We start from the raw sequence: 21,090 nt of genomic DNA on the forward strand, positions 1-21,090 counted from the left end.
TGCGCGTAGGCGTCATCAGCCCCCGCCAAAGCGACCGGGGCAACGCTCAGCGCCAGCCCTGCTGCGACCAGACTTCGTCTTGTGAGCGACTTACAAAAATCCTGTGCCATTGGTTGTTCTCCTTGGTCTTCGGACCTGCCCTCCCGCTTTTCTCGCTGCAAATTGGATGGTCTTGTGGGGAAGAGGTTCCCAAAAAACGGATGCGTCGGATCCGCTGGTCTCTTGTGCCGGCAGCGCTCTCTAGGACCATCGGCCACATCTTCAGCTCGCGCGGCCTTGTTTTAGGTCCGATGGATGGGCACTAGGACGGGATAGCGCCTAGAAGACAAGGGACCGCATCGGCAAATGAAAGAGGCCCCCAACTGAGACGGTCGCTCGCCTTGTTTAGGGACGTAGTGCTGTCCTTTTGGTCGGACAGGGCACGTTTGCAGTCCTAGTTGAACCGACGTTTTTCCTCGCGAACTCGTGAAGACGTTTCTTCGTACAGTTCCTGATGAAACCAACAAATTCTGCGGCGACACCAATCATGGCTTGCGATGGCAAATTCCTGAAACACGATGAGCTCATCCTCACCGCATCGAATTCGCCAACCAAGGAGCCTACGATGCGCAAACTAGTTTTTTCAATCGGAGCCCTCGCGATTGCTTTTATGGTTGCATTTGCCTGGTCACACACTGTGCTCTCGCCTTCCCAGGCAGGCGTCGCTGGGTCAATCAATCCCACCGATCTGATGTCGAATCACAAAGGCACGCTTCCGATTGAGCAGTGGGAAGCAATCTAGCGTCTTTCCGAATACATCCCTCCCTGACTTTAAACTGGAGCCCTGGCCATCGCTGGGGCATTTTCCTTTAACAACCGGAAGCTGAACTTCACACCTACCGAAGAAGAGTAACCGCTACATGGCGGCCTTATTCGTGCAGCTGAAGGACAGCTTTCCGCAGGGCATCAACAAATTCGCGCGGCAACGTCACGTTGCGGAGTAAATGATCAATTGCCTCGTTTCGCTCCGCTTACTCCCACATACTTCCACCGATCGCCTTGAACGAAGATCTGATCCCGCGTCACGCAAGGCCTATGACGGGCGGCTCGAAGTTGTTGAACACTGATGGTGATTGAAATTGGGAAGGAAATGTTGTGCGGCGGCCATCGCCTCCAAAGCAGTAGACGAAAGTTACGGCGTATCATAGAGCATCGAGCTCTGCGTCTTAGTCTGCTCCGGGTGTATCGCGATTATCCATGATGTGCGCCGGCGGCATGAACGTTCGAGCTCCGGAGCGAGGTCGAGTTGACCGGGCTGCAGACGTTCTCGTGTAGCGGCCCCCGAGCGTCGGTAATGTTATCGTCAGGATAACAGTTCCAACAGACTTCTAGCGCGTCGCAGGTCCACCGTCATAAAGCCCTCGGTGAAGCACGCGATCCTCGCAGGACACTCTACGGGAGGTGGCGAGGTCGCCCGCTACATCGCGAGGTACAGCTCGGATCGAGTCTCCAAGGCCGTTCTCGTTTCCGCAGTTCCACCAAAAATGCTGAAGACGGCGGACAATCCCACGGGTTTGCCCATCAACGTCTTGGACGAAATCCGAGATGGCGTCGCGAACGATCGCTCGCAGTTCTTCAAGAATCTGAGCTTGGCGTTCTATGGCTACAACAGGCCAGGCTCAACCCCCTTTCAGGGCGTCAGAGATGAATTCTGGCTGCAGGGAATGCAAGCGTGCGATCAAGGGCGCGTACGATTGCATCAAGCAATTTTCGGAAACTGATTTCACTTCCGATTTGAAGCGCATGGACATTCCCACTCTCATCGTTCATGGCGATGACGATCAGATCGTTCCGATTGTCGCCTCCGCTATGCTGTCGTCGACGGTTGTCGTCGGCGCCGCACTAAAGGTGTATTCGGGCGCGCCCCATGGGCTTCCGCATACGCACAAGGACCAGTTGAATGCGGATCTCCTGAGCTTCATTCGGGGTGCTTAAATGTCCAGATCGACCCTTCTTACTACGGACGGCAATTCGAACTCCCGGAAGCACTCGCCATGCCCTCGGGAATCGCGGAATCGGCCGTGCGGAAAATTGCTGCTTCCCTCGCGGTCTTGCTCGCGGAAGTTTTCGCTCTGTACCTCAAGACGAAAAATTTCCATTGGCATGTTTCCGGTCCTCACTTCAGGAGCATCCATCTCATGCTGGACAAGCAGGCGTCCGACCTGCTGGCCATCACGAATCCGATCGCCGAGCGCGCTCGCGCTATCGGCGGCAACACGCTTCGTTCCATAGGCCATACCGCACGGCTTCAGCGGCTGGCCGACAACGATGCTGAATTCGTCAAGCCGGAAGATATGCTTGCCGAACTCAGTTTAGATAACCGGTCGCTGGCGATCAGAATGCGGGCAGCCCACCAACTCTGTGAAGGAAGGGGGGACACGGCCACTGCAAGCCTGTTGGAAAACTGGATTGACGAGACGGAACGAAGGAATTGGGAGCTGCTCGAGTCCACCGATGATGTTGGAATGAGTTTTTTGGTCGGCTGTCCGGTTAGCGCCGGCAGTCGGCCAGGGCCCTGCTATCAACCGAATTATGGGGTCGCCCCGCCGTCGGCGGTCGCCATGTATTTCGTGTAGAATTCGGCAACCCGCGCGCGCCACATGCCGACGAACGCCTTCGATGTCACCTTGTCCACTGATTTCCAATCCTTCTTGAGGGCCGGAAGGGTATTGCCCCAGATCGCGCGTCTGCACCGCTTCGCGCCCTTCTCCCTGCCTTCGCTGGTGGCGCACATGGATTTCCAGGCGATGCGATCGGGCTGGCTGATGTGCTCGGCGGCACCTTCCCATCCCTGCTGATGGATCAGATAGAGATCGCTCAGGTCCGGCTTCCGGTGCGTGATCCACTCGAACAGGATGCCTTCGGTAATGACTTTGTAGGCAGCCGCAACGGCGTTGTCCCGGGGACTGCGAATCTGCCCAAAGCCGAATTTGCCGAACTCCTTTTCGCTCAGCTGAAACAGTCCGATATACGACCCGGTGCGTCGATTGGGGTTGAAGCCGGATTCGATCTTGGCAACCGCTTTCATGAAATTGAAATCCAGACCGAAAGCGACGGAAGCGCGCTTGATCTCCTCGATTGGCGTTCCGACCGGAATGTCCTTGAATGAACGCAAGACGATCTCCGCCGGCTTCTGGGCGGGCGGCAGTTCGGACCAGACGTAGTAGATTAGATGCCGGAAATCCTGCGTCGCCTGCGCCGGCTTGAGCGCATCATTGGACGCATCTCGTGCTACCGGCGGCGGCTGGGCCGTAGCCTGATCGCCCAACGACGCCAATTTTGGCCCTACGGAATCGTCGGCGATTTCGGCTCGGACCGTCAACGGTCCAGAACCCGCTGAAGTCACTGAGGCAGTCGCAGCCTGAAGCGCTGCTGCAAGCTTGGCCGATGCCTCCGCGTATAGCGCAGGCGCCACCGCGTTAGCTGCCGCTTCCGGCGTTGCATCCGGCACCGTCGCGACTGGCCGGTTTCCGCCAGCCAGATAAAATCCCATGAATGCGATAAGACCCACGATGCAAGTGGTCGGCAAAGCCTTCATGGCCCCAACTCTATGCAAGGCTTCCGTAAGAAGCCTATTCGCATGTTCTTTGGCCTGCAGTGAGTCCCCATTCAAAAATCTTAGTATTGGAATGTGGAGCAAGCGAAATCAGACTTTCAGCTCGCCACGCGTCGGATCTCTTCCCGCTATGTGCCAACAGGCAACATGGAGCCCCCAGGGCCATGAATCGATATCGCTCCATCCAGAAGAATGTTCAGGATGGGTCGGTATGGTTAATGATCGGTAAACTTCAGCTGAAGCGGCAGGACAAGGTCGGCTTTGCGCCAAGAGCGGACATGCCGACCAAGTCAGCTTTTGACCCACAGCAGACATTGCTTCCGCGACGCACGGGAATACTACCGTTCCGGTTTCGACTTCCACTCAACCGCCAGCTTCTGCGCTTCGGCGATCTGTGCCGGGGTCATCTGCTGCGCGACGCGATTTCGATTGCTGATCGCATCTTGGTCACTTCGCGCAGCCGCCAAACTGAGCCACATGTATGCTTGAATATTGTCTTGCGGCACGCCTAGTCCCGTAGCGTAACAGAGGCCAAGGTATACTTGCGCTCCAATATGACCTTGGTCTGCAGCGCGGCGAAACCACTTCGCAGCCTCGATCCGGTTCTCGGACACGGCCACGCCCGCGAAATGCAGGACCCCGACGTTGAACTGCGCACCATCGTTACCGCGCTCGGCGGCAAGGTGATACCACTTCAATGCTTCAGCTTTGTTCTGAGGCACCCCATTGCCGTTGTCGTACAAGGTCCCCAAGTTGTACTGGGCGAAGGTATGGCCTTGATCGGCTGCGAGGCGCCACCACTTTGCAGCCCTAGCGTAATTTTTCGGCACACCTTGGCCGCCGTCGTACATGAACCCGAGTGCGTACTGCGCCTCGGCATTGCCTTGGTCGGCCAGCGGACGCCAGAGCCGTAGCGCGGTTGCGTAGTCGCGTCTGCTATGCGCCGCCTGCGCATCCTCAAACGGCCCCGCAACAGCGCCTCCCGCCATCGACAGCGGCGAAGCGAGCGCGAGAAGGACCAAGAGGATTCGGACGATCGGCATGGGAAACCTCAATTGGCGTCGCGCGATCGGCGCGGCACGCGCCGCCGTCGCGACGATGGCGGCTTGTTTGTCGCGGGCCGCCCGCGAAAGGTTCACCGCCGAGGGCCTCTTGCGGACACAAACGAACGACCATTGCGCATTAGCCCGGATCCGTGCCTTTGCAAGCATGTCGCCTATTGGCACGAACCGGACCTGCCGCGCCTTGTCGGCCATGTCTGCTGAGCGAGGAAGACCGGAAGTTCGCGGAGCCTGTTAAAAGTGACGCGATTGACCCAGAACGGACGTTGCGCCTCACCGTCTCGCCCGGCCACAAAAGGGCTTTATGATCAGAAGTAGCAGCGTCATTGTCCTATCGGAATGGACGAGCGGGGTTGAAGTTTCATAACAACGGTCCTCACTATCCAAGCCGGGCTGGCGCGGTGATCCCATGCCTCTGGCATCCTTGACAGTGTCTGAAATCTTCCCGTGGGAGTTTCGCAATGATCTCCAGCCAACCGGGTTTGACGAGCGCCTACCTGAGAACTCCAAAGGCCGCAGCCTTCGCGGGCATCATATTTTCTGTGTTGTGGGTCGCTGTGTTCGGACTCATGCGGCTTTCGGTGCCATCTGATCCCTTCGAGGAAGGCGCTTGGCTCGCGGGGGATACGACGTTTGTGGCGCTTGCCCTAAATCTTGTGCCTGTCGCTGGCGTAGCCTTTCTCTGGTTCATCGGAGTACTTCGTGACAGACTTGGGGCTCGCGAGGACCAATTTTTCGCGACCGTGTTCTTGGGCAGCGGAGTCTTACTGCTGGCGATGCTGTTCGTTGCCGCCGCGGTCTTTGGCGCGATCATAGTCGCACTTCGGGCGGCACCTGACGCGCTCGTCCACTCCGCCACTTTTCATTTCGGGCGCGGCTTGGCCTACGGGATGATCAACATTTACGTGGTAAAGACGGCGGCGGTCTTCATGATCACGACGTCGACAATTGCCATCTATACCCGTTTGATGCCCCGTTGGCTCGCAATCGTGGGATTCATCATCGCGGCGGCGCTCCTGATCGGAAGCTCCTATTTCGAATCGAGTCTGCTTGTGTTTCCGTTGTGGGTCTTGTTGGTTAGCCTGACCATCCTACGAGACAGGAAAGTTGTCCCAATTTCGACGGATCCGCTGCCATAGCGGTTACGGCATCCCAGCTGAGGTGAACTCCCCGTGTTTCGGTCGCACCAACTTGAACACGGAAATCGTCAAAGACGAGACGAAGTAGGCCGCCTCAGTTGGCGGCCTCTTTCATTTATCGATGCGAATTCCATGTCGCCTATTGGCACTCAACAGACATCCCAGCGCGCCCGCCGGATGTCTGCTTTGAGGGATAAATCGGAAGTCGGCCTCGACAGGTTCGACTTCCGTGTTTGACCCATAGCGGACTTGCGGGCCAACGACGGCCACGTTCCTGAATTGATCCAAGGTCACGATCCGTTCCCATGGGCCTGTTGGTACTGGCCTGTTTCGACCCTCAGTGGCCTAGTTTGAAAATGGCGGTGGTCTATTTTGATTTTGGTCAAAGCGGCGCGCGCCGACGACCAACTATCATGGGTCATGAAAGACGATCCCGCCCCGAGCAACGACGGACCGGAACCGAAGCCTCCCCTATCGGATGAGGCCCGACGGGTGATCGCTGAGTACGCAAATGCCTTGCGGGAACTCATTAAGAAATTCCGCCGAAAGCTAAATTGAGGCCGCTTCAGTTGGCGGCCTGTTTGGTGCTGTGTAAGCTGAATTTAGAAGTGTCCTAATTTCCGTTAACCGACCGGCCGGAACTAATCTGCGGGGATAGGCATGACTCGGAACCAGGTGGCCCGGTTGGCTCCCGCCTGATCGCGGAGCCGGGCTATGTGCGAGAAGTGCGATGAGATCGATAAGACGATTGAGCGGTACCGCCGGATAAAGCAACGCATCCTGGATCAGCAACTCATCGACGGAGCGCAAAAACTGATCGATGAGTTGGAAGCGGATAAAGCCGCTCTACACCCTGAGTGAGGCTTTGTGGATTAACCAATAGAGCCCCGACGCCAGCGCCATTGAACACAGCCCGAAGGCGTAAGTAGCGCGCTTGCTGATCGGTTCGCGGGAAATCGTCACGACAATCGGTGAGGTATTTGCCGCAGAACACCCCAAGTTCGAGCATCTGCTTGGGCGTCAAATCGGGTCGAAATCGCGGCCGGCCGGCGCAGACAATACATGGCGAGCCTCTCTGCATTTTTGTCGCTGACGATCACGACGCGGTGGCGCATCGGACCTCCTAGTCAGTTCAACAGCCAGATCGCGCCGTTTAGAACCGAAGCGAACGCCACCCACGCGGCGTAAGGCGCGAACAGGAGAGATGCTATCTTATCTTGCCGCCGCGTTATCATGATGAAGCCAATGATCGTTATCAACAGCAGCAAAATCACGCCAAAGGCGATATCGACCCGATGGCCTGAAAAGAAGATGGGTGACCAAACGAAATTCAGGGCCAGCTGCCCCCACCACGGCTTCATTGGTGGGCTGTTGCGGCCTTTTCTCCAAACACGCCACCCAGCGATCGCGATGATGATATAAAGCGTGCTCCAAACCGGGGCAAAGATCCAGTTAGGCGGACTGAAAGTCGGCTTGCTTAGCGCCGCATACCATGCACCGGGGGCGGTAGCGAAACCGATGATAAGGCCGCCACCCAGAACGAGCGCAACAAACAGAAATAAACTTCCGAGTTCGGCCGCGCGCATTTTCATTCGAATGGGTCTTCGTTGCTGTTGTTCGGCAAAAGAATGTCAGTGGTTCTCTTGTCTCGGATGAGCAGCAGCGATCGCATCTCTGTGGGGTGCCTTGCCGATAAGGTGCCGGTCCGCTTTGGAGCAAAGCGGACCGGGGATATTAGGCCGATCAGCTCTGGGGTGGCAGGATGACCTTGTCGATGACGTGGATGATCCCGTTCGAGGCCGCGGTATCAGCCTTTACGACGGTGGCGTCGTTGATCGTCACCTTGCCGTCTTTGGTTGTGACCTTCACCATTGCGCCGTTGACGGTTTTGGCCTGGTCCAGCTTAGTTACCTGCTCGGCTCTCACCGCGCCCGGCACCACGTGGTAACTGAGGATGGCCGTCAGCTTCGCTTTGTTCTCGGGCTTCAGCAAGTTCTCCACCGTGCCGGCCGGCAATTTGGCGAATGCCTCGTCCGTCGGTGCGAACACCGTGAACGGTCCGGGACCTTTCAGGGTAGCAATCAGATCGGCCGCCTTGAGCGCTGCCGCCAGCGTCTTGAACTGGCCGGCACCGACCGCCGTGTCGACAATGTCCTGATTGCTGGCGCGCGCGAAATTACTGCCGATCGCCAAAGCTGCAACGGCCAAAACGACCGCGGCCTTCGACACAATACCTACTCTGCTCATCTTTTAGCTCCTGTGACGGGATGGGGCCGGCTTGGCCGGCGTTCTGTTTTCGAGGGGAGAAAACGTGTTTTGCCTCGCACCTTGTTGAATGGTGGTAAAACTGATTTTCTTCAAGGGCACATTGATGTGATATGAAAAGCAGTTTTCGTAGGGATAGAAAATGCGCCCATCTTTGAACTGGGATGAAATGAGGCCGGAAACATGTTGTCGGAAACCCTGATCACGGCCCTTGAGGGCTATGCCATCGGCCCAAAGATCCGCCGGCTGCGACTGCGCAAAAAGCTAGGGCTGGTCCAACTAAGCGAGCACACCGGTCTCTCGCCGGCGATGCTGTCGAAAATTGAACGAGGGCATCTGTTTCCGACGCTACCGACCTTGTTGCGGATCGCTTTGGTGTTCGGCGTCGGGCTCGATCACTTTTTCAGAGAGGACAGCGACCGGCCAGTTCATGCCCTTGTGCGCAAGGCGGACCGCATTCGTCTTCCGGAGAAGGCAGGGCGGACTTCGCCCGCTTACTGCTTCGAGTCCCTCGACTATCCTGTCAGCGATCGAAAGCTCAACGGCTATTACGTTGAGTTTGGGGAGGAAGACGAGAAGTCGGAGCCGCACGAGCATCCCGGCGCGGAGATCATCTACGTTTTGGATGGCGAACTCGTGGTGAACCTGGAGGGAGAGGACTTCACGCTCGGCCAGGGCGACTCGATGTATTTCGATTGCGCTCATCCGCACAGTTACCGCCGTAAAGGGGCGTTGCTATGCGCGGCCATTATCGTGGTGACGGCGGAATCAGCTTCAGCGTGACCGGGATAGCGGGACAATCCCTAGAGGAAACAGGACCATCCCGCTCAAGCTACCAAATGGAGCTTGGGGCGACATTCATGAATGAAACCGACGATGGCTTCACAACGAGATTCAAGTTCATAATTGGGTCGGGTGCCAAACCAACATAGATGACGGACCAAGATCGTCTACGTCCGGCTGCGCTGCTGTCAAAGTCTGTTTTGTACGCTCCACTAGGTCCGCTTGTGGCACTTTTCGGACATTAGGGCTCGGACGAATGTCCGCTTTGCGCACCACGAGCGGCCGTTCGCTTACCACGCATCAGGCGAAGACTTCTCGTCACATGGCACGCAGCCAAACGCCGGCCCTGGCTGCCGAGACGCTGCCGCTGGTGGTTCTCTAGCCCGATATCACCGAAGTCAGACCGCCATCGACGGCAAGGGTCTGACCGGTGATGTGCTTGCCCGCGTCGCTGGCGAAGAGAACCGCGGCGCCTTTCAGATCGTCCTCGTCACCGATGCGGCGCAGCGGCGCGCCGGCGGCGAGCTTTTCGACCCCGACAGCTTCGATCGTGCCCCTCGTCATCCTCGACGGAAAGAAGCCGGGCGCCAGAGCATTGGCCGTAATTCCGTAGCGTCCCCAACTACCCGCCAGGGCTCGCGTGAAGTTAACCACCGCGCCCTTGCTCGTGTCGTAGGCGATCATCTGCATATCTCCGGAACTTCCGAACAGGCCCGCGATCGACGCAAGGTTGATAATGCGGCCATACTTGTTGGGAATCATCGAGTGCTTCGCAATCTGTTGGCTGAGCAGGAACAGCGAGCGGATATTCAGATTCATCACCTTGTCCCAGGCTTCGATCGGGTGATCTTCCGTCGGCGCGCCCCAGGTTGCGCCCGCATTGTTCACCAGAATGTCTACCCGGCCGAGCTTCTTGATCGCTTCGTCGGTGAGCCGCTTGACGTCTTCGTCCCTGGCATTATCCGCTGCGATCCACTCTGCCTTGATACCGAGACCGGCAAGATGCGCCTGGGCCTTTTCCAGATCCGGCGCCTTGCGAGAGGAAATCACGACCCGCGCCCCTTGCTCACCTAGCGCCTCGGCGATTTGCAGCCCAAGGCCGCGGGAGCCGCCTGTAACAAGGGCATTCTTGCCGGTGAGATCGAATGCCTTCTTGATGCTTCCCATAGTCAAATCCCCTTGTGGGCGAAGTTCCGCTGCACGGTAATGTGGGGTTCCGCGGGATCTCTATTCCCGCGGAACACTGCCGAGCGACGTTCCACGAAAGACTGGATGCCTTCCTTCATGTCTTCGCTGCTGAAGACGCGATCCTTGATCTTCGGGATGTACTCGATCGCAGCTTTTTCACCGGCCTCGATGTATTTCAACGCGGCCTCCTTGGTTACCTGAATTCCGATCGGAGCGTTCCGGGCGATCAGATCCGCAATCTCCATTGCGCGGGCAATCTGTTGGCCAGGAGCAACGACCTCCTGGACAAATCCGATCTTGTAAGCCCGCGCTGCGTTGAACTCGTCGCACAAGAACAGGTGATACATCGCATCTCCCCATCCTGCCCGCGTCAAATACCGGAAATGGGCACCACCAAGAGGGGCGATCCCGCGCTTTGACTCCATCTGGCAGAACCGGGCGTCATCGGCCGCAACGACGATATCGCCAGCCAGCATCATTTCGATGCCGATCGTGAAACAGATCCCCTGCACTGCCGTCACAATCGGCTTTCGGCACCGGCTTTTCAGCGCGAACGCATCGATATTTCCGGCCTTGATCTCGGTATTCTCGGCCTTTGGTCCGAAGAATTTCGGCATATCCAGCCCGGCCGTGAAATCAGGGCCTTCGGCGCAGAGTACCCCTACCCAGTAATCGTCCGTTCGGTCGAGAAGCGTCATCGCGTCCGACATCTGCGCCATCATCTGCGGGCTAAAGGAGTTCTTCTTCGCCACATTGTCGATGATGATCTTGAACACATGCCCGTGCACCTCGGTCCGGATCTGGCCAACCTGGGTTTTCGTCTCATTCATTTGCAAGTCTCCGAATGGCTTCCAGGCGACTGCGCAACGACACGCAGGCTTTCCCCGTCGGCTGGCTGCAGCCGACTATTGCTTGCCAGCAGCTTTGAACAGTCGCCTAAACACTAGCTACAAAAGATTTGGATAACCGTTATTCAGTGGCGATGTGCCCCGCCGTGAAACCTTTCATCGCTCAACTCAGCTCAGCGCCGCGAACGCGGTCCGTTCGAAAGGCATCAGTTCATCCGTCCGGCCGTCACGTACCTTGAGCAGCCACTGCGGATCCTGAAGCAGCGCCCGGCCCACCGCGACGAGATCAAACTCCTCGCGATCGAGGCGGCGGATCAACTCGTCGAGGGACGCCGGACGGGAACTCTCGCCGCCATATGCGGCGATGAATTCGCCGGTCAGACCGACCGACCCGACCGAAATCGTCGGTACTCCCGTCACCTTCTTGGCCCATCCGGCAAAATTCAAATGGGAGCCATCGAACTCCGGCTCCCAGAAGCGCCGCTGCGAGCAATGCAACATGTCGACGCCCGCGTCGACCAGAGGTTTGAGCCAGGCTTCCAGTGCGCGAGGCGTATCGGCCAGCTTCACTTCAAAGTCCTGCTGCTTCCACTGGCTGATCCGTAGCACGATCGGAAAGTCCGATCCGACCGCCTTGCGCACGGCGTGAACGATATCAGCGGCGAACCGGGCCCGGGCGGGCAGGTCCTTGCCTCCGTAAGCATCCTCGCGGCGATTGGTACCCTCCCAAAAGAACTGATCAATCAGATAGCCGTGCGCGCCATGCAATTCGACGGCATCGAACCCCAGGCGCTTTGCCGCAAGCGCCGCATCGGCGAAAGCGCGAATGGCGTCTGCGATGTTCTCTTCGCTCATTGGCTCGCCGAACTTCTTCTCCGGTCGTGAAAGGCCGGACGGACTGTCGTAGGCGCCGGGAGGAGACCAATTCTCGGCGCGCGTGCGAACGGCGCCGACATGCCATAGCTGCGGCGCCATCAGGCCACCCGCGGCGTGTACCTCGTCAACCACGCGCCGCCACCCCGCCAGTTCCTTATCGCCATGAAAGCGGGGAACATTCGGATCGTTCAGGGATGCCGGACGATCCACCCCCGTCCCCTCCGAGATGATGAACCCGACCGCTCCTACGGCACGGCGGCGGTAGTACCGCGCGACGTCTTCGGTCGGAATACCGCCCGGAGAGAATGAGCGCGTCATCGGCGCCATCACCACCCGGTTCGGCAAGTTCAGCCCCTTCAGCTTGAAAGGCCGGAAAAGTGCGTCACTGGACATTCGCGCTCCCTGGTTCAGTTAGTAGCTTTGCGGGCTCCGATTACCCACATTGCTCGTTCAAGAGGCAAGCTCATTTTTCCTCGGCGCTGAGAACCTTGCCGAATTGATCCCACGTGCTGCCGTTCCAGCGCTGCAGCTGCAGCTGCGTGTACGCCATACTGCTTTCCGGGCCCGTGTTGATCGTAACACCGGGTATGAGAGTGGGGAGTGACAGCCCGCGGATGCTCCGCGATTGCTTGACAATGTTCTCACGCGAAAGATCGTCTCCGCACTGCTTGAGCACTTGCTCCAGGATCTGTCCCTGCTGCGTACCGAACAGATAATTGGCATCACCGATGTCCGCGCCCGGCAGGTATTTCGCGAAATGTTCACGGTACCATTTGATGCCGGGGTCGTCGGCCCACTTCTTGTCGTTCGGATCCTTGGTGATCGTTGCCGCCACGATGCCCACAGCCTTTTCCGGTCCCGCGGGAACGATGGTTGAAGAAACCGAGCTTAAAACGAAGTTGATCAGGAACAGAGGCTTCCAATTGACCTCATCGGCCTTCTTGATGGCCTGCGCGGCGAACTTCGGCGTGCCGGCGACCAGGAACACCTCTGCGCCAGACGATTTCAACTTCACCACGTGGGAATCGATCGTCGGCTCGGTCACTTCATAGGAAGACGACACAACTTTCTTGTCGAAGTCGTCTTTCAGATAGCCTTTGAATGCATTGAGGAAGTCCTTACCCAAATCGTCGTTCTGATACAGGATCGCTATCTTTGCGTCCGGCCGGGCCTGGGTGACGTATTTCGCGTAGATTCGCCCTTCCGTGTCATAGCTGGGCAACCCCGTGGTGGTCATCGGAAATTCAGCGAAGTTCGTGAATTTGGTGACTCCGCTCACCACGAACAGATGCGGCACTTTTTTCGCGTTGACGTACTTGATGGTGGCGCCGATGCCGGGTGTACCGAGCGGGCCGAACAGGAAGGCCACTTCATCGCTTTCGACGAGCTTCCTGGTCTGCTCCACCGTCTTGGGAGGACTGTAAGCATCGTCGTAGGTGATGAGATTGATCTTGCGGCCGTTGATGCCACCGCGCTCGTTGATCGAATTGATGTAAGCGATCAGACCCTTCCCGGTATTGCTGAGCGGCGACGCGGGACCGCTAAACGGGAACGTAGCCCCCACCTTCACTTCGGCGCTCGTAACGCCGGGTGTTTCTGCACGCGCGGGCGCGCCAACAATCGTCGCGCCGATCGCGGCTGCCAGTATAGACTTCCTGAACATCGACTTCTCCCTTGCGCGGCGACGGGTTACGTCGCTCATCAATCGTTGAATTTCCGTGCGGCCTCGGCGACCGACCCCTGGTGCGGCTTCGTCTCAATCCATGCAGTGCATCACTCAGCCCGCTGCTGCGGCATCGGACGCCTTCCCGACCGCCCGTTCGATCGCCATCTCTCGTAACTTGTGTTTGAGTATCTTGCCGGTGGAGGCTGAGGGCAGAGCGTCGAGCACGATCAATTCAGTCGGACGCTTGTACGAAGTGAGCTGTTGGGCTGTGTACGCCTTCAGGTCTTCGGCGCTGACACTGGCGCCGGAGAGAAGCTGCACGAACGCGACAACCTCCTCGTTGCCATCAACCGGTCGTCCCACCACAGCCGATTGCACGACCTGATCGTGCGCATTCAGCACCGCCTCCACCTCGGCAGGATAAACGTTGAAGCCGGAGCGGATGATGAGTTCTTTGGTTCGGCCAGCGATGTAGAGATGGCCCTCGCCGTTCACCCGGGCCAGATCCCCTGTGTTGAACCATCCCTGGTTATCGATCGCCGCGGCGGTCTGCTCGGGAGAGCGATAGTAACCAAGCATCACGTTGGGGCCTCGGACGTGCAATTCGCCCACGTCGCCGGTCGCCACCTTCTTGCTCTGCCTGTCCACGATCCGGTGCTCAATACCGGGAAGAAAGGGGCCGACTGACTCGTCCGAGACAGGGTGTTCTGAACGGACACCCGACAGGCCGGGCGAACATTCGGTTATGCCGTAATTGTTCAATAGCGGGATCCCGAATTCGTCCTCGATCCGCTTCTTCAGGTCGAGGTCGAGCGGCGCGCCGGCGACGGCTATGATCCGTAGCTTGCCTCGTTCGAGTCGCTGGATGCCCTTGACCGCCTTGTGTTCGAGCAGACGCTGATATGTGGCGGGAACACCGAACAGGCTCGTGATTCCCTCCTCGGCGATGGCATGGGCCAGCGCAGCGGGATCGGCCTTCGCCACAACATACAATGTGCCGCCGTGCATCAGCGTGGCGATCAGCAGGATCGAATACCCGACGATGTGGGACATCGGCAGCACGCCGTAGATGCGGTCCGCCGGACCGCTTTGGCGAAGAATTCCCGAAGTCTTTGCGGTAAAGAGCAGGTTGCGGTGGCTCAGCATGACTCCCTTCGGAGCACCGGTCGTGCCCGAGGTGTACAGGAGGCCAGCGACCTGGCGGGCGCCATCTTTCTCGACGGGCTCCGCTTGCGCATCCGCATTGAGTGGACCAATACCGATTCCACCGAACGGTCCCACAGCGTCTATTTTGGCGCCGACGCGGCTTGCGTGATCGGCTGCTTCCTTCGAAAGCGCCGAGTTGAACAGTACGCGTCGTGCGCCGCTGTGAGTCCCGATCAGGTCGATTTCCCTGGCCGAGAGGCGAGGATTAACCGCAATGCCCCAGGCATCGAGCTTGCTCGCCGCGAATAGCATCGCCCCCAGGGCCACGCTGTTCTCGCTCGCAATCATCACGCGATCGCCAGGCCTGATCCCCAAATTGGAAAGATCCTTCGCCGCGGCGTCGACAGCTTCCGAGAACTGCCGGTAGCTCCACGAACGCCCCCCTTCCACGAACGCCGGATGATCCGGGATGTCCCGCACGAACGGCGCGTAGACCTCGTGCACCCTGGACGGCAGGCCGTCCAGCAGCTCGGCCGCAGTGAGTTCGTCCACGCTCCTCATGCCATCCTCCTCGCGCCTTGTTTTCGGGGTGCTGCGTGGCCTCCCCTTCAAACGGGCAAGTCCGCTCCTTCACTTCCATCGGCCGCTTGAGTAAATAGTTCTAAAATAGAACTGTCAAGCCGGATGGACGCATGCCATTTAGGAAGCGAGTCTGGCTACCATCTCACGCGATCAATTCCTATTTGGAATTGAATATTTGAGACGCAGATTATTCGGAGAAATCCGGGGGATAAGACTAACTTAGGGAAGTGCGTTGCTCGTTGGCACGCGCTGTCGCGATATTCAGCGCTCGTTAGAGTCAGCTGATCCCACGCGAATGCTCGCTTCGCGTGCGCAGGTTGGAGAAGTTTGGCACAGGCATCGTTCGTTAGCGGCTCGCAATAATCGCGTCGCTAAGTGAACACGGGCTGAAGCTGGCAACTCGCCGTACGACGCCAGCTCATTGGGCGCCGTACGGTGAAACATCTCGACTGCTCAGGCGTCCGCAGCACAAAGTCAGCACGCATCACTCAATCTCACGCTACAGGGAGCATGCGTTTAGCTGGCGATCTTCAAGCGCCTAGTGCAACTGCGGGACGCCTTGAATTGAACCTCCATGCTGCTTGCCCCAACTCCGAAGCGAAAGCAGTACAGGCCCCAGGCTCTGCCCGAAGGGGGAGATTTCATATTCCACCTTCGGAGGAACTGCGGATAGGCATGGCGCACGATCACGCCGTCGGCCTCCAGCTCGCGCAGTTGAAGGGTCAGTATCCTCTGCGTGGCGTTAGGGATGGCTCGGGACAGTTCCATGAACCGCTTCTTGCCAGCAAAGAGATGAAACAGGATCAGTGGCTTCCACATGCCGCCAATCACGGACAGCGTCACTCCGACAGCACATCCGCTCTTCGCGTCAAACCGTCTTGGACGCATAGACACCTCCAAAAATGGTCGCATCTGCCATAATTATCCGTTCTGCGGGGACACGAATTCGGGTCGGCGGAGCCTAAGCTCCGGTCACACTCGCTCGGTTGACGTCTTTGGATGTTGCCGTCGATGCCATTTGAACCGACGTCAGGATTTATATCACATGACGATCCTAATACAATAGATGCTCGCAGCCTCCTGCAAGACAGCGGCGTGATTTCGGCAAGGAACTCACTGACAGCGCGCGCCGGAGCGGCTGCACGGATCAGCCTCGGCATGGCCGGTAGCCTGCCCGCGCTTCCGGGCGCTACGTCGCCATGTCAGGCCCGCTGTCATATCCGCCAAGGCCCGGCTCCCCGCTTTGACCGTCGGTACGTCCATAAATGATAGTACCCGCTTTAATTGTGCCTTCTTGCAGAAAGGAGGCGCGACCCTAGGTCCGTGGACAACGCAACACCGACCTAGGATATGGCGATGACGTTCAAGGCACTGCTGGCAGCAAAGACAGACGGAAAGATTACGACCAGCGTGGTCGAAATGAACGAGCAAGATCTCATGCCTGGCGACGTTACGGTCGCCGTCGACTATTCGACCGTGAACTACAAGGATGCACTGGCCATTAGCGGGCGCACGGAGGTCGTTCGCCAGTTTCCCCTCATTCCCGGCATCGATCTTGCTGGAACAGTGGAGGCATCCTCCTATCCCGGCATCGCAGTCGGAGACCGCGTCGTCGCCAACAGCTGGGGGTTAAGTCAGACCCATCATGGTAGATATGCCCAGAGGGCACGGCTGAAAGGCGAATGGTTGGTGAAGATTCCGGCGCCATTTTCGACAAAGGACGCCATGGCGATCGGCACGGCCGGTTACACCGCGATGCTGTCGGTGCTCGCCCTCGAACATGGCGGCATCACACTGCAGCGTGGAGACATCCTCGTAACCGGCGCCAATGGCGGCGTCGACTCGATCGCGATCGCCCTCCTCGCCGATCTCGGGTATCGCGTCGTTGCATCGACGGGACGTCTTGAGGAAGCCGATTATCTGCGAAGTCTCGGCGCGGCTGATGTCATCGATCGACGAACGCTTTCGGAGCCCGGAGCGCCTATCGCGCGCGAGCGTTGGGCTGGCGCTGTCGACTCCGTCGGCAGTCATACGCTGGTGAACGTGCTGGCGCAGACGCAATACCGCGGCGTGGTGACGGCCTGCGGACTGGCCCAGGGTGTCGATCTTCCCGGAACGGTCCTGCCGTTCATCCTGCGCAATGTCACCCTGGCGGGCATCGACTCGGTGAATACCCCTCAGGCGGCGCGACTCGAGGCATGGTCGCGTTTGGCGCGCGATCTGGACGTGAACAAGCTCGCCCGAACGATGCAGGTGGTCGGCCTCGCAGAGGTCCCCGATGTGGTGCGTCAAATGTTCGCCGGGAAGGTGCAGGGCCGCACCGTCGTCGACGTCAATGCCTAGCTATCTTACGATCGGACTTGCCTGGCGACGCCTCGATGAAAATCGGACCGCGCAGCAACAAGCCCGCAAAATCCTCTTGGAGACCATTATGCGTTTTTTGAAACGATCAGGCGCCCTCGCGCTCACCTTGGCTGCTGTACTCATGTCCTCCGGGACCTGGGCGGATAATGCCTCACCTGTCGGCTTGTGGAAAAATGTCGATGACGTCAGCGGCAAACCGAGAGCGCTCATCCGCGTCACGGAATCGAATGGCACCCTGCAGGGCAAGATTGAAAAGGTATTCCCCGCTCTGTCCGAAGACCGGAACCCGAAATGTGAAAAATGCGAGGGCGCGCCCAAGAATGTACCGGTAATCGGCTTGGTAATCCTGAGTGGCCTGAAGAAGGACGGCACCGAATATACCGCCGGCAAAATCCTCGATCCGGACAATGGCAAGGTCTACAGCAGCAAAATCCAACTGACCGATGGTGGCAGGAAGCTCAACGTGCGCGGCTACATTGGCGTGTCAATGCTGGGTCGTTCGCAGATTTGGGAACGACAGGAATAAGAAGCCAGGCTCCAGCATCGATTGAGACGGCCCGGACGCGAATGATAGCTTCCGGTTCCGCCGAAGCCTCGTCAAGCGGCGACCTCCAACTTCTTGTTGACGAACACTCGGTCGATGTCGGCGAGAGGCAGGTCAACTCGAAAGGCAATGGTCAGTCGCTTCGCAGGTCCGCACCAAAGCAAGCGCGAGTCACCATTTTTCGGCCCACGGCCGGAGCACGACTTCGAACGCCCAGGTCGACCGATGCTGCCGATGAAGCTGAAGATAGGTTTTCGCGATATGGACGGGGTCGGCCATGTTGTCGTCGACAGTCGTGCCCGCCAGCCGATGCGCGCGGGTCCCGTCTTCCTGGGTCCAGCCGATCGCGGCGTCGATCGGCACATTCGCGACGTGGATACCCTGCGGCATCAGTTCTCTTGCCATGCTTTGCGCGAGTCCGGACTTGGCATGACACGCCATTGCAAAGGCGCCACTTAACGGGAAGCCTTTGAGCGCCGCGCTGGCATTCGTAAAGATGATCGTTCCTCTCGCGCCGTTGGCATCGGGTTCGTTTCCGAGCATGAGCCGAGCTGCCTGTTGACCAACCAGAAACGCAGAGAACGCCGAGTTTCGAAGTGTTTCGAGCGCCATGACCGGGTCAGCTTCGATCACGCTCTTGCGAAAAATGCCGGGAACCCGGCCATCGATGTTGTGCACGACAAGCCTCGGCGTCCCGACGTCTTGGACGACGCTCCCGAACAGCCGTGCCACAGCCGCCGGGTCGCTGGCATCGCAGGCGTATCGACGCACGCCATGCGTCGTCTCGAGGGTCTCAAGGACCGCCTTTTCGGGATTCCTGGCAGCGACGCAGACACGCATGCCGTTCTCCGCGAACAGCCTGGCGCAACTCGAGCTGATGCCGGGACCGCCGCCGACAATGAGTGCAACGTCTTGCACGGAAGGTTGGGTGTCGCCTTTGGATTGTGTCATGTTGCTTCCTCCGATGCGTTTGGTGGCCGGCCAGCGTCGTGGCGCCGCAACTCAGGCGGCGTGATTGCGAGACCTATTGTTTCACTGCAATGACGACCTTGCCTCTTGCGCGTCCTGCCTCGACGTAGGCCAAAGCATCTCCGGTCTTCTCAAACGGAAAGACCTTATCCACGACCGGACGGATCACGCCAGACTCGATGAGGGACGTGATTTCGCTCAGCTGTTGCCCCTGCGCACGCATGAACAGGAATGAGAAGCGCACACCCAGGCTTTTGGCTTGCTTCCGCGCACCACGGCTCAGGAGGCGTATCACCAGCTTCAGGAACAGGTTCAATCCTAATTCCCTGGCGAAATCGGGGTCGGGCGGCCCCGAGATCGAAATGAGGAGGCCACCGGGCTTGAGCACGCGCAGGGATTTTTCGAGCGCCTTGGCGTCCAGGCTGTGCAGGACCAGATCGTAGCCCGACAAGACCTTCTCGAAATCCTGCGTCTTGTAGTCGATGACAACGTCCGCGCCGAGTCCCTTGACCAGCTCGACATTTTTCGTGCTCGTCGTCGTCGCAACTGTCGCGCCGAGGTGCTTGGCGAGCTGGATGGCAAAAGTCCCCACGCCACCGGAGCCGGCCTGAATGAAGACCTTCTGCCCGGGCTTCACCTTGGCCACCTCTACCAGCGCCTGCCAGGCGGTCAGCCCGACCAGCGGAATGGAGGCGGCTTCTTCCATGCTGATGTTTTTGGGCTTTAGCGCCACGTCGGCTTCATTGATGGCAATGAATTCCGCGAATGTTCCGACCCGATGATCGCGCGGCCGTGCATAGACCACGTCGCCCGCCTTGAACCGCCTGACCTTCGGGCCAACCCTGGCGACGATCCCGGCAACATCGTGCCCCAGAACGAAAGGCGGACGATACGGCAGGAAGATTTTGAATTCTCCGTCCCTGATCTTGGAGTCCAGAAGGTTCACACCGGTTGCGTGAACTCGAACCATGACATCATCGTCTCGCACCTTCGGCTCCGCTACTTTGGCCAAGCGCAGAGCGCCCTTCTTTTTGTATTTGTCGACAACGAAGGCCTTCATGGCGTCTTCTCCAATTTGAAATATTGTCGCGGTGTCAGGCGCCGAGGAAGGACAGGGCCTTCGGCACAAAATCGGCGTGGTTCTGAAAAATCCCGCCATGCCCGGCATCTTCGTAGATGACCAGTTCTGCGCCCGGGATACGGCGCGCCATATCGATGCTGTTTGCGGTCGGCATCATGATATCGATGTCGCCATTCGCGATCAGTACCGGGATCCGAATGCTCCCGAGATCTTGCGGCGCCTGTCGGCCCCAAGCAGTGATCGCCTTGACCTGCCGCAAGAAAGCGCCGGGCGTAGGTCCTTTGTCCCGGCCCGCCTTGCGCTCTTTCAGCCGTTTCAGGAAGGCTGCCGCCGCTTGGCGGCCGTTGGCCGTGGACGTGAAAAACAGGTAGAATTTCGGATCCCGCAGCGTCAGAAAGCCTTTGATCATCAAAGGCCAGGATACCGGCCACACCTTGTCGATACCTTCGCCGCCCGCCGGCCCCGTGCCGGTCAAAATGAGCTTTCGCACCAGCTTTGGTGCCTTCAGCGTGATATCCTGCGCCACAAATCCGCCGAGGGAAAAGCCGAGCAGATCGACTTTCTCGAAGCCCAGCGCGCGGATCAGGGCAATCGCATCCCGCGCCATTTCATCGATGGTCACAGGCGCTGTTCCGCCCGACGCACCGATACCTCGGTAATTGGTCGCGATCACGCGATGCTTATTGGCGAGGCCGTCGACAATCCGCGGATCGAAATTGTCCAGAACCGCGCCCCAGTGATTCAGAAGAATGAGCGGCACGCCGCTCCGGGGGCCGATGTCGCGGTAGACGAAAGGGGTCCCCCCGACATTTATTGAGAGCGTGGGTGCATCTATGTAGCGCACCGCTCGCCCGAGGCTAGTAACAAAATTTGCCATGGGTTTCTCCATTGTCCAGCTCGGACCGAAAATCCCAAGATGGAAGGGATAGTCGGCCGGATGGTACGGTTCTCTCTTCGCGCGCCAATACATGTGCTGATTACGC

General features: G+C 58.6%; 20 protein-coding genes and 1 pseudogene. 8 read left to right on the forward strand and 13 right to left on the reverse strand.

The features are described from left to right. Positions 1-493 precede the first annotated feature (493 nt). The 3 genes and pseudogenes from JQ611_RS34210 to JQ611_RS34220 all read left to right on the forward strand — a co-directional run bounded on the left by JQ611_RS34210 (position 494) and on the right by JQ611_RS34220 (position 2,615). A complete protein-coding gene (locus tag JQ611_RS34210) occupies positions 494-781 on the forward strand; it encodes a hypothetical protein (protein WP_212270357.1) in 288 nt (95 codons plus the stop codon). 622 nt (positions 782-1,403) lie between these two features. Next, positions 1,404-1,974: pseudogene (locus tag JQ611_RS42110) on the forward strand (alpha/beta fold hydrolase); the annotation flags it as partial. 59 nt (positions 1,975-2,033) lie between these two features. Then, positions 2,034-2,615 (forward strand): Dps family protein, encoded by a 582-nt coding sequence (locus JQ611_RS34220; protein WP_212467950.1) that lies wholly within the window; start codon positions 2,034-2,036, stop codon positions 2,613-2,615. Here JQ611_RS34220 and JQ611_RS34225 read toward each other — a convergent pair. Beyond that, positions 2,570-3,577 carry a transglycosylase gene (locus JQ611_RS34225; protein ID WP_212467951.1) on the reverse strand — a complete coding sequence of 336 codons (1,008 nt, stop codon included), beginning with the start codon at positions 3,575-3,577 and terminating at the stop codon, positions 2,570-2,572. The two genes, JQ611_RS34220 and JQ611_RS34225, sit on opposite strands and share 46 nt — an antisense overlap. Before the next feature lie 356 nt (positions 3,578-3,933). Beyond that, on the reverse strand, positions 3,934-4,851 hold the full coding sequence (locus JQ611_RS34230; protein WP_212467952.1) for a tetratricopeptide repeat protein: 918 nt from the start codon (positions 4,849-4,851) through the stop codon (positions 3,934-3,936). 266 nt (positions 4,852-5,117) lie between these two features. On the opposite strand from JQ611_RS34230, the gene JQ611_RS34235 reads away from it, so the two are divergent. Together JQ611_RS34235 and JQ611_RS34240 are read left to right on the forward strand one after the other, a co-directional pair. Further along, the gene (locus tag JQ611_RS34235; protein WP_212270004.1) at positions 5,118-5,795 is read left to right on the forward strand and encodes a hypothetical protein; all 678 of its coding nucleotides are present in this window, start codon (positions 5,118-5,120) and stop codon (positions 5,793-5,795) included. A 714-nt stretch (positions 5,796-6,509) separates the two neighbouring features. Beyond that, on the forward strand, positions 6,510-6,656 hold the full coding sequence (locus tag JQ611_RS34240) for a hypothetical protein (RefSeq protein WP_212467953.1): 147 nt from the start codon (positions 6,510-6,512) through the stop codon (positions 6,654-6,656). Positions 6,657-6,922: 266 nt separating this feature from the next. Here the strand turns inward: JQ611_RS34240 and JQ611_RS34245 are convergent, their stop codons facing one another. Both JQ611_RS34245 and JQ611_RS34250 read right to left on the reverse strand, forming a co-directional pair. Then, positions 6,923-7,387 carry a TspO/MBR family protein gene (locus JQ611_RS34245; RefSeq protein WP_212270362.1) on the reverse strand — a complete coding sequence of 155 codons (465 nt, stop codon included), beginning with the start codon at positions 7,385-7,387 and terminating at the stop codon, positions 6,923-6,925. 151 nt (positions 7,388-7,538) lie between these two features. After that, positions 7,539-8,042: a fasciclin domain-containing protein gene (locus tag JQ611_RS34250; protein ID WP_212467954.1), complete on the reverse strand. Its 504-nt coding sequence runs from the start codon at positions 8,040-8,042 to the stop codon at positions 7,539-7,541. Between the two features lie 201 nt (positions 8,043-8,243). Between JQ611_RS34250 and JQ611_RS34255 the strand changes: the two genes are divergently transcribed. Continuing rightward, positions 8,244-8,843 (forward strand): helix-turn-helix domain-containing protein, encoded by a 600-nt coding sequence (locus JQ611_RS34255; RefSeq protein WP_212270364.1) that lies wholly within the window; start codon positions 8,244-8,246, stop codon positions 8,841-8,843. A gap of 378 nt (positions 8,844-9,221) precedes the next feature. Here the strand turns inward: JQ611_RS34255 and JQ611_RS34260 are convergent, their stop codons facing one another. The 6 genes from JQ611_RS34260 to JQ611_RS43160 all read right to left on the reverse strand — a co-directional run bounded on the left by JQ611_RS34260 (position 9,222) and on the right by JQ611_RS43160 (position 15,992). Next, positions 9,222-10,010, reverse strand: a complete 789-nt coding sequence (locus tag JQ611_RS34260; protein ID WP_212467955.1) for an SDR family oxidoreductase — start codon at positions 10,008-10,010, stop codon at positions 9,222-9,224. A gap of 2 nt (positions 10,011-10,012) precedes the next feature. Continuing rightward, entirely contained in the window at positions 10,013-10,861 is an 849-nt protein-coding gene (locus tag JQ611_RS34265) for a crotonase/enoyl-CoA hydratase family protein (RefSeq protein ID WP_249133681.1), read from the reverse strand. 186 nt (positions 10,862-11,047) lie between these two features. Next, the gene (locus JQ611_RS34270) at positions 11,048-12,148 is read right to left on the reverse strand and encodes an NADH:flavin oxidoreductase (protein WP_212467956.1); all 1,101 of its coding nucleotides are present in this window, start codon (positions 12,146-12,148) and stop codon (positions 11,048-11,050) included. A gap of 70 nt (positions 12,149-12,218) precedes the next feature. Continuing rightward, positions 12,219-13,418: an ABC transporter substrate-binding protein gene (locus JQ611_RS34275; protein WP_212467974.1), complete on the reverse strand. Its 1,200-nt coding sequence runs from the start codon at positions 13,416-13,418 to the stop codon at positions 12,219-12,221. 114 nt (positions 13,419-13,532) lie between these two features. Next, positions 13,533-15,128 (reverse strand): class I adenylate-forming enzyme family protein, encoded by a 1,596-nt coding sequence (locus JQ611_RS34280; protein ID WP_212263133.1) that lies wholly within the window; start codon positions 15,126-15,128, stop codon positions 13,533-13,535. A gap of 537 nt (positions 15,129-15,665) precedes the next feature. Further along, on the reverse strand, positions 15,666-15,992 hold the full coding sequence (locus JQ611_RS43160) for a winged helix-turn-helix transcriptional regulator (protein WP_409411318.1): 327 nt from the start codon (positions 15,990-15,992) through the stop codon (positions 15,666-15,668). Between the two features lie 513 nt (positions 15,993-16,505). On the opposite strand from JQ611_RS43160, the gene JQ611_RS34290 reads away from it, so the two are divergent. Both JQ611_RS34290 and JQ611_RS34295 read left to right on the forward strand, forming a co-directional pair. Next, a complete protein-coding gene (locus JQ611_RS34290) occupies positions 16,506-17,492 on the forward strand; it encodes an MDR family oxidoreductase (protein ID WP_212467957.1) in 987 nt (328 codons plus the stop codon). Between the two features lie 88 nt (positions 17,493-17,580). Then, complete coding sequence (locus tag JQ611_RS34295) at positions 17,581-18,039, forward strand: DUF2147 domain-containing protein (protein WP_212263135.1); 459 nt, start codon at positions 17,581-17,583, stop codon at positions 18,037-18,039. A 189-nt stretch (positions 18,040-18,228) separates the two neighbouring features. Here JQ611_RS34295 and JQ611_RS34300 read toward each other — a convergent pair whose 3' ends face one another. The 3 genes from JQ611_RS34300 to JQ611_RS34310 all read right to left on the reverse strand — a co-directional run bounded on the left by JQ611_RS34300 (position 18,229) and on the right by JQ611_RS34310 (position 20,984). Beyond that, on the reverse strand, positions 18,229-19,008 hold the full coding sequence (locus JQ611_RS34300; RefSeq protein ID WP_212263136.1) for an SDR family oxidoreductase: 780 nt from the start codon (positions 19,006-19,008) through the stop codon (positions 18,229-18,231). A gap of 73 nt (positions 19,009-19,081) precedes the next feature. Beyond that, positions 19,082-20,086: an NADP-dependent oxidoreductase gene (locus tag JQ611_RS34305; protein ID WP_212263137.1), complete on the reverse strand. Its 1,005-nt coding sequence runs from the start codon at positions 20,084-20,086 to the stop codon at positions 19,082-19,084. A 34-nt stretch (positions 20,087-20,120) separates the two neighbouring features. Continuing rightward, positions 20,121-20,984: an alpha/beta fold hydrolase gene (locus JQ611_RS34310; protein WP_212467958.1), complete on the reverse strand. Its 864-nt coding sequence runs from the start codon at positions 20,982-20,984 to the stop codon at positions 20,121-20,123. Between the last annotated feature and the right edge of the window lie 106 nt (positions 20,985-21,090).

This window comes from Bradyrhizobium sp. AUGA SZCCT0182 (genome assembly GCF_018130185.1).
Classification (GTDB): domain Bacteria; phylum Pseudomonadota; class Alphaproteobacteria; order Rhizobiales; family Xanthobacteraceae; genus Bradyrhizobium.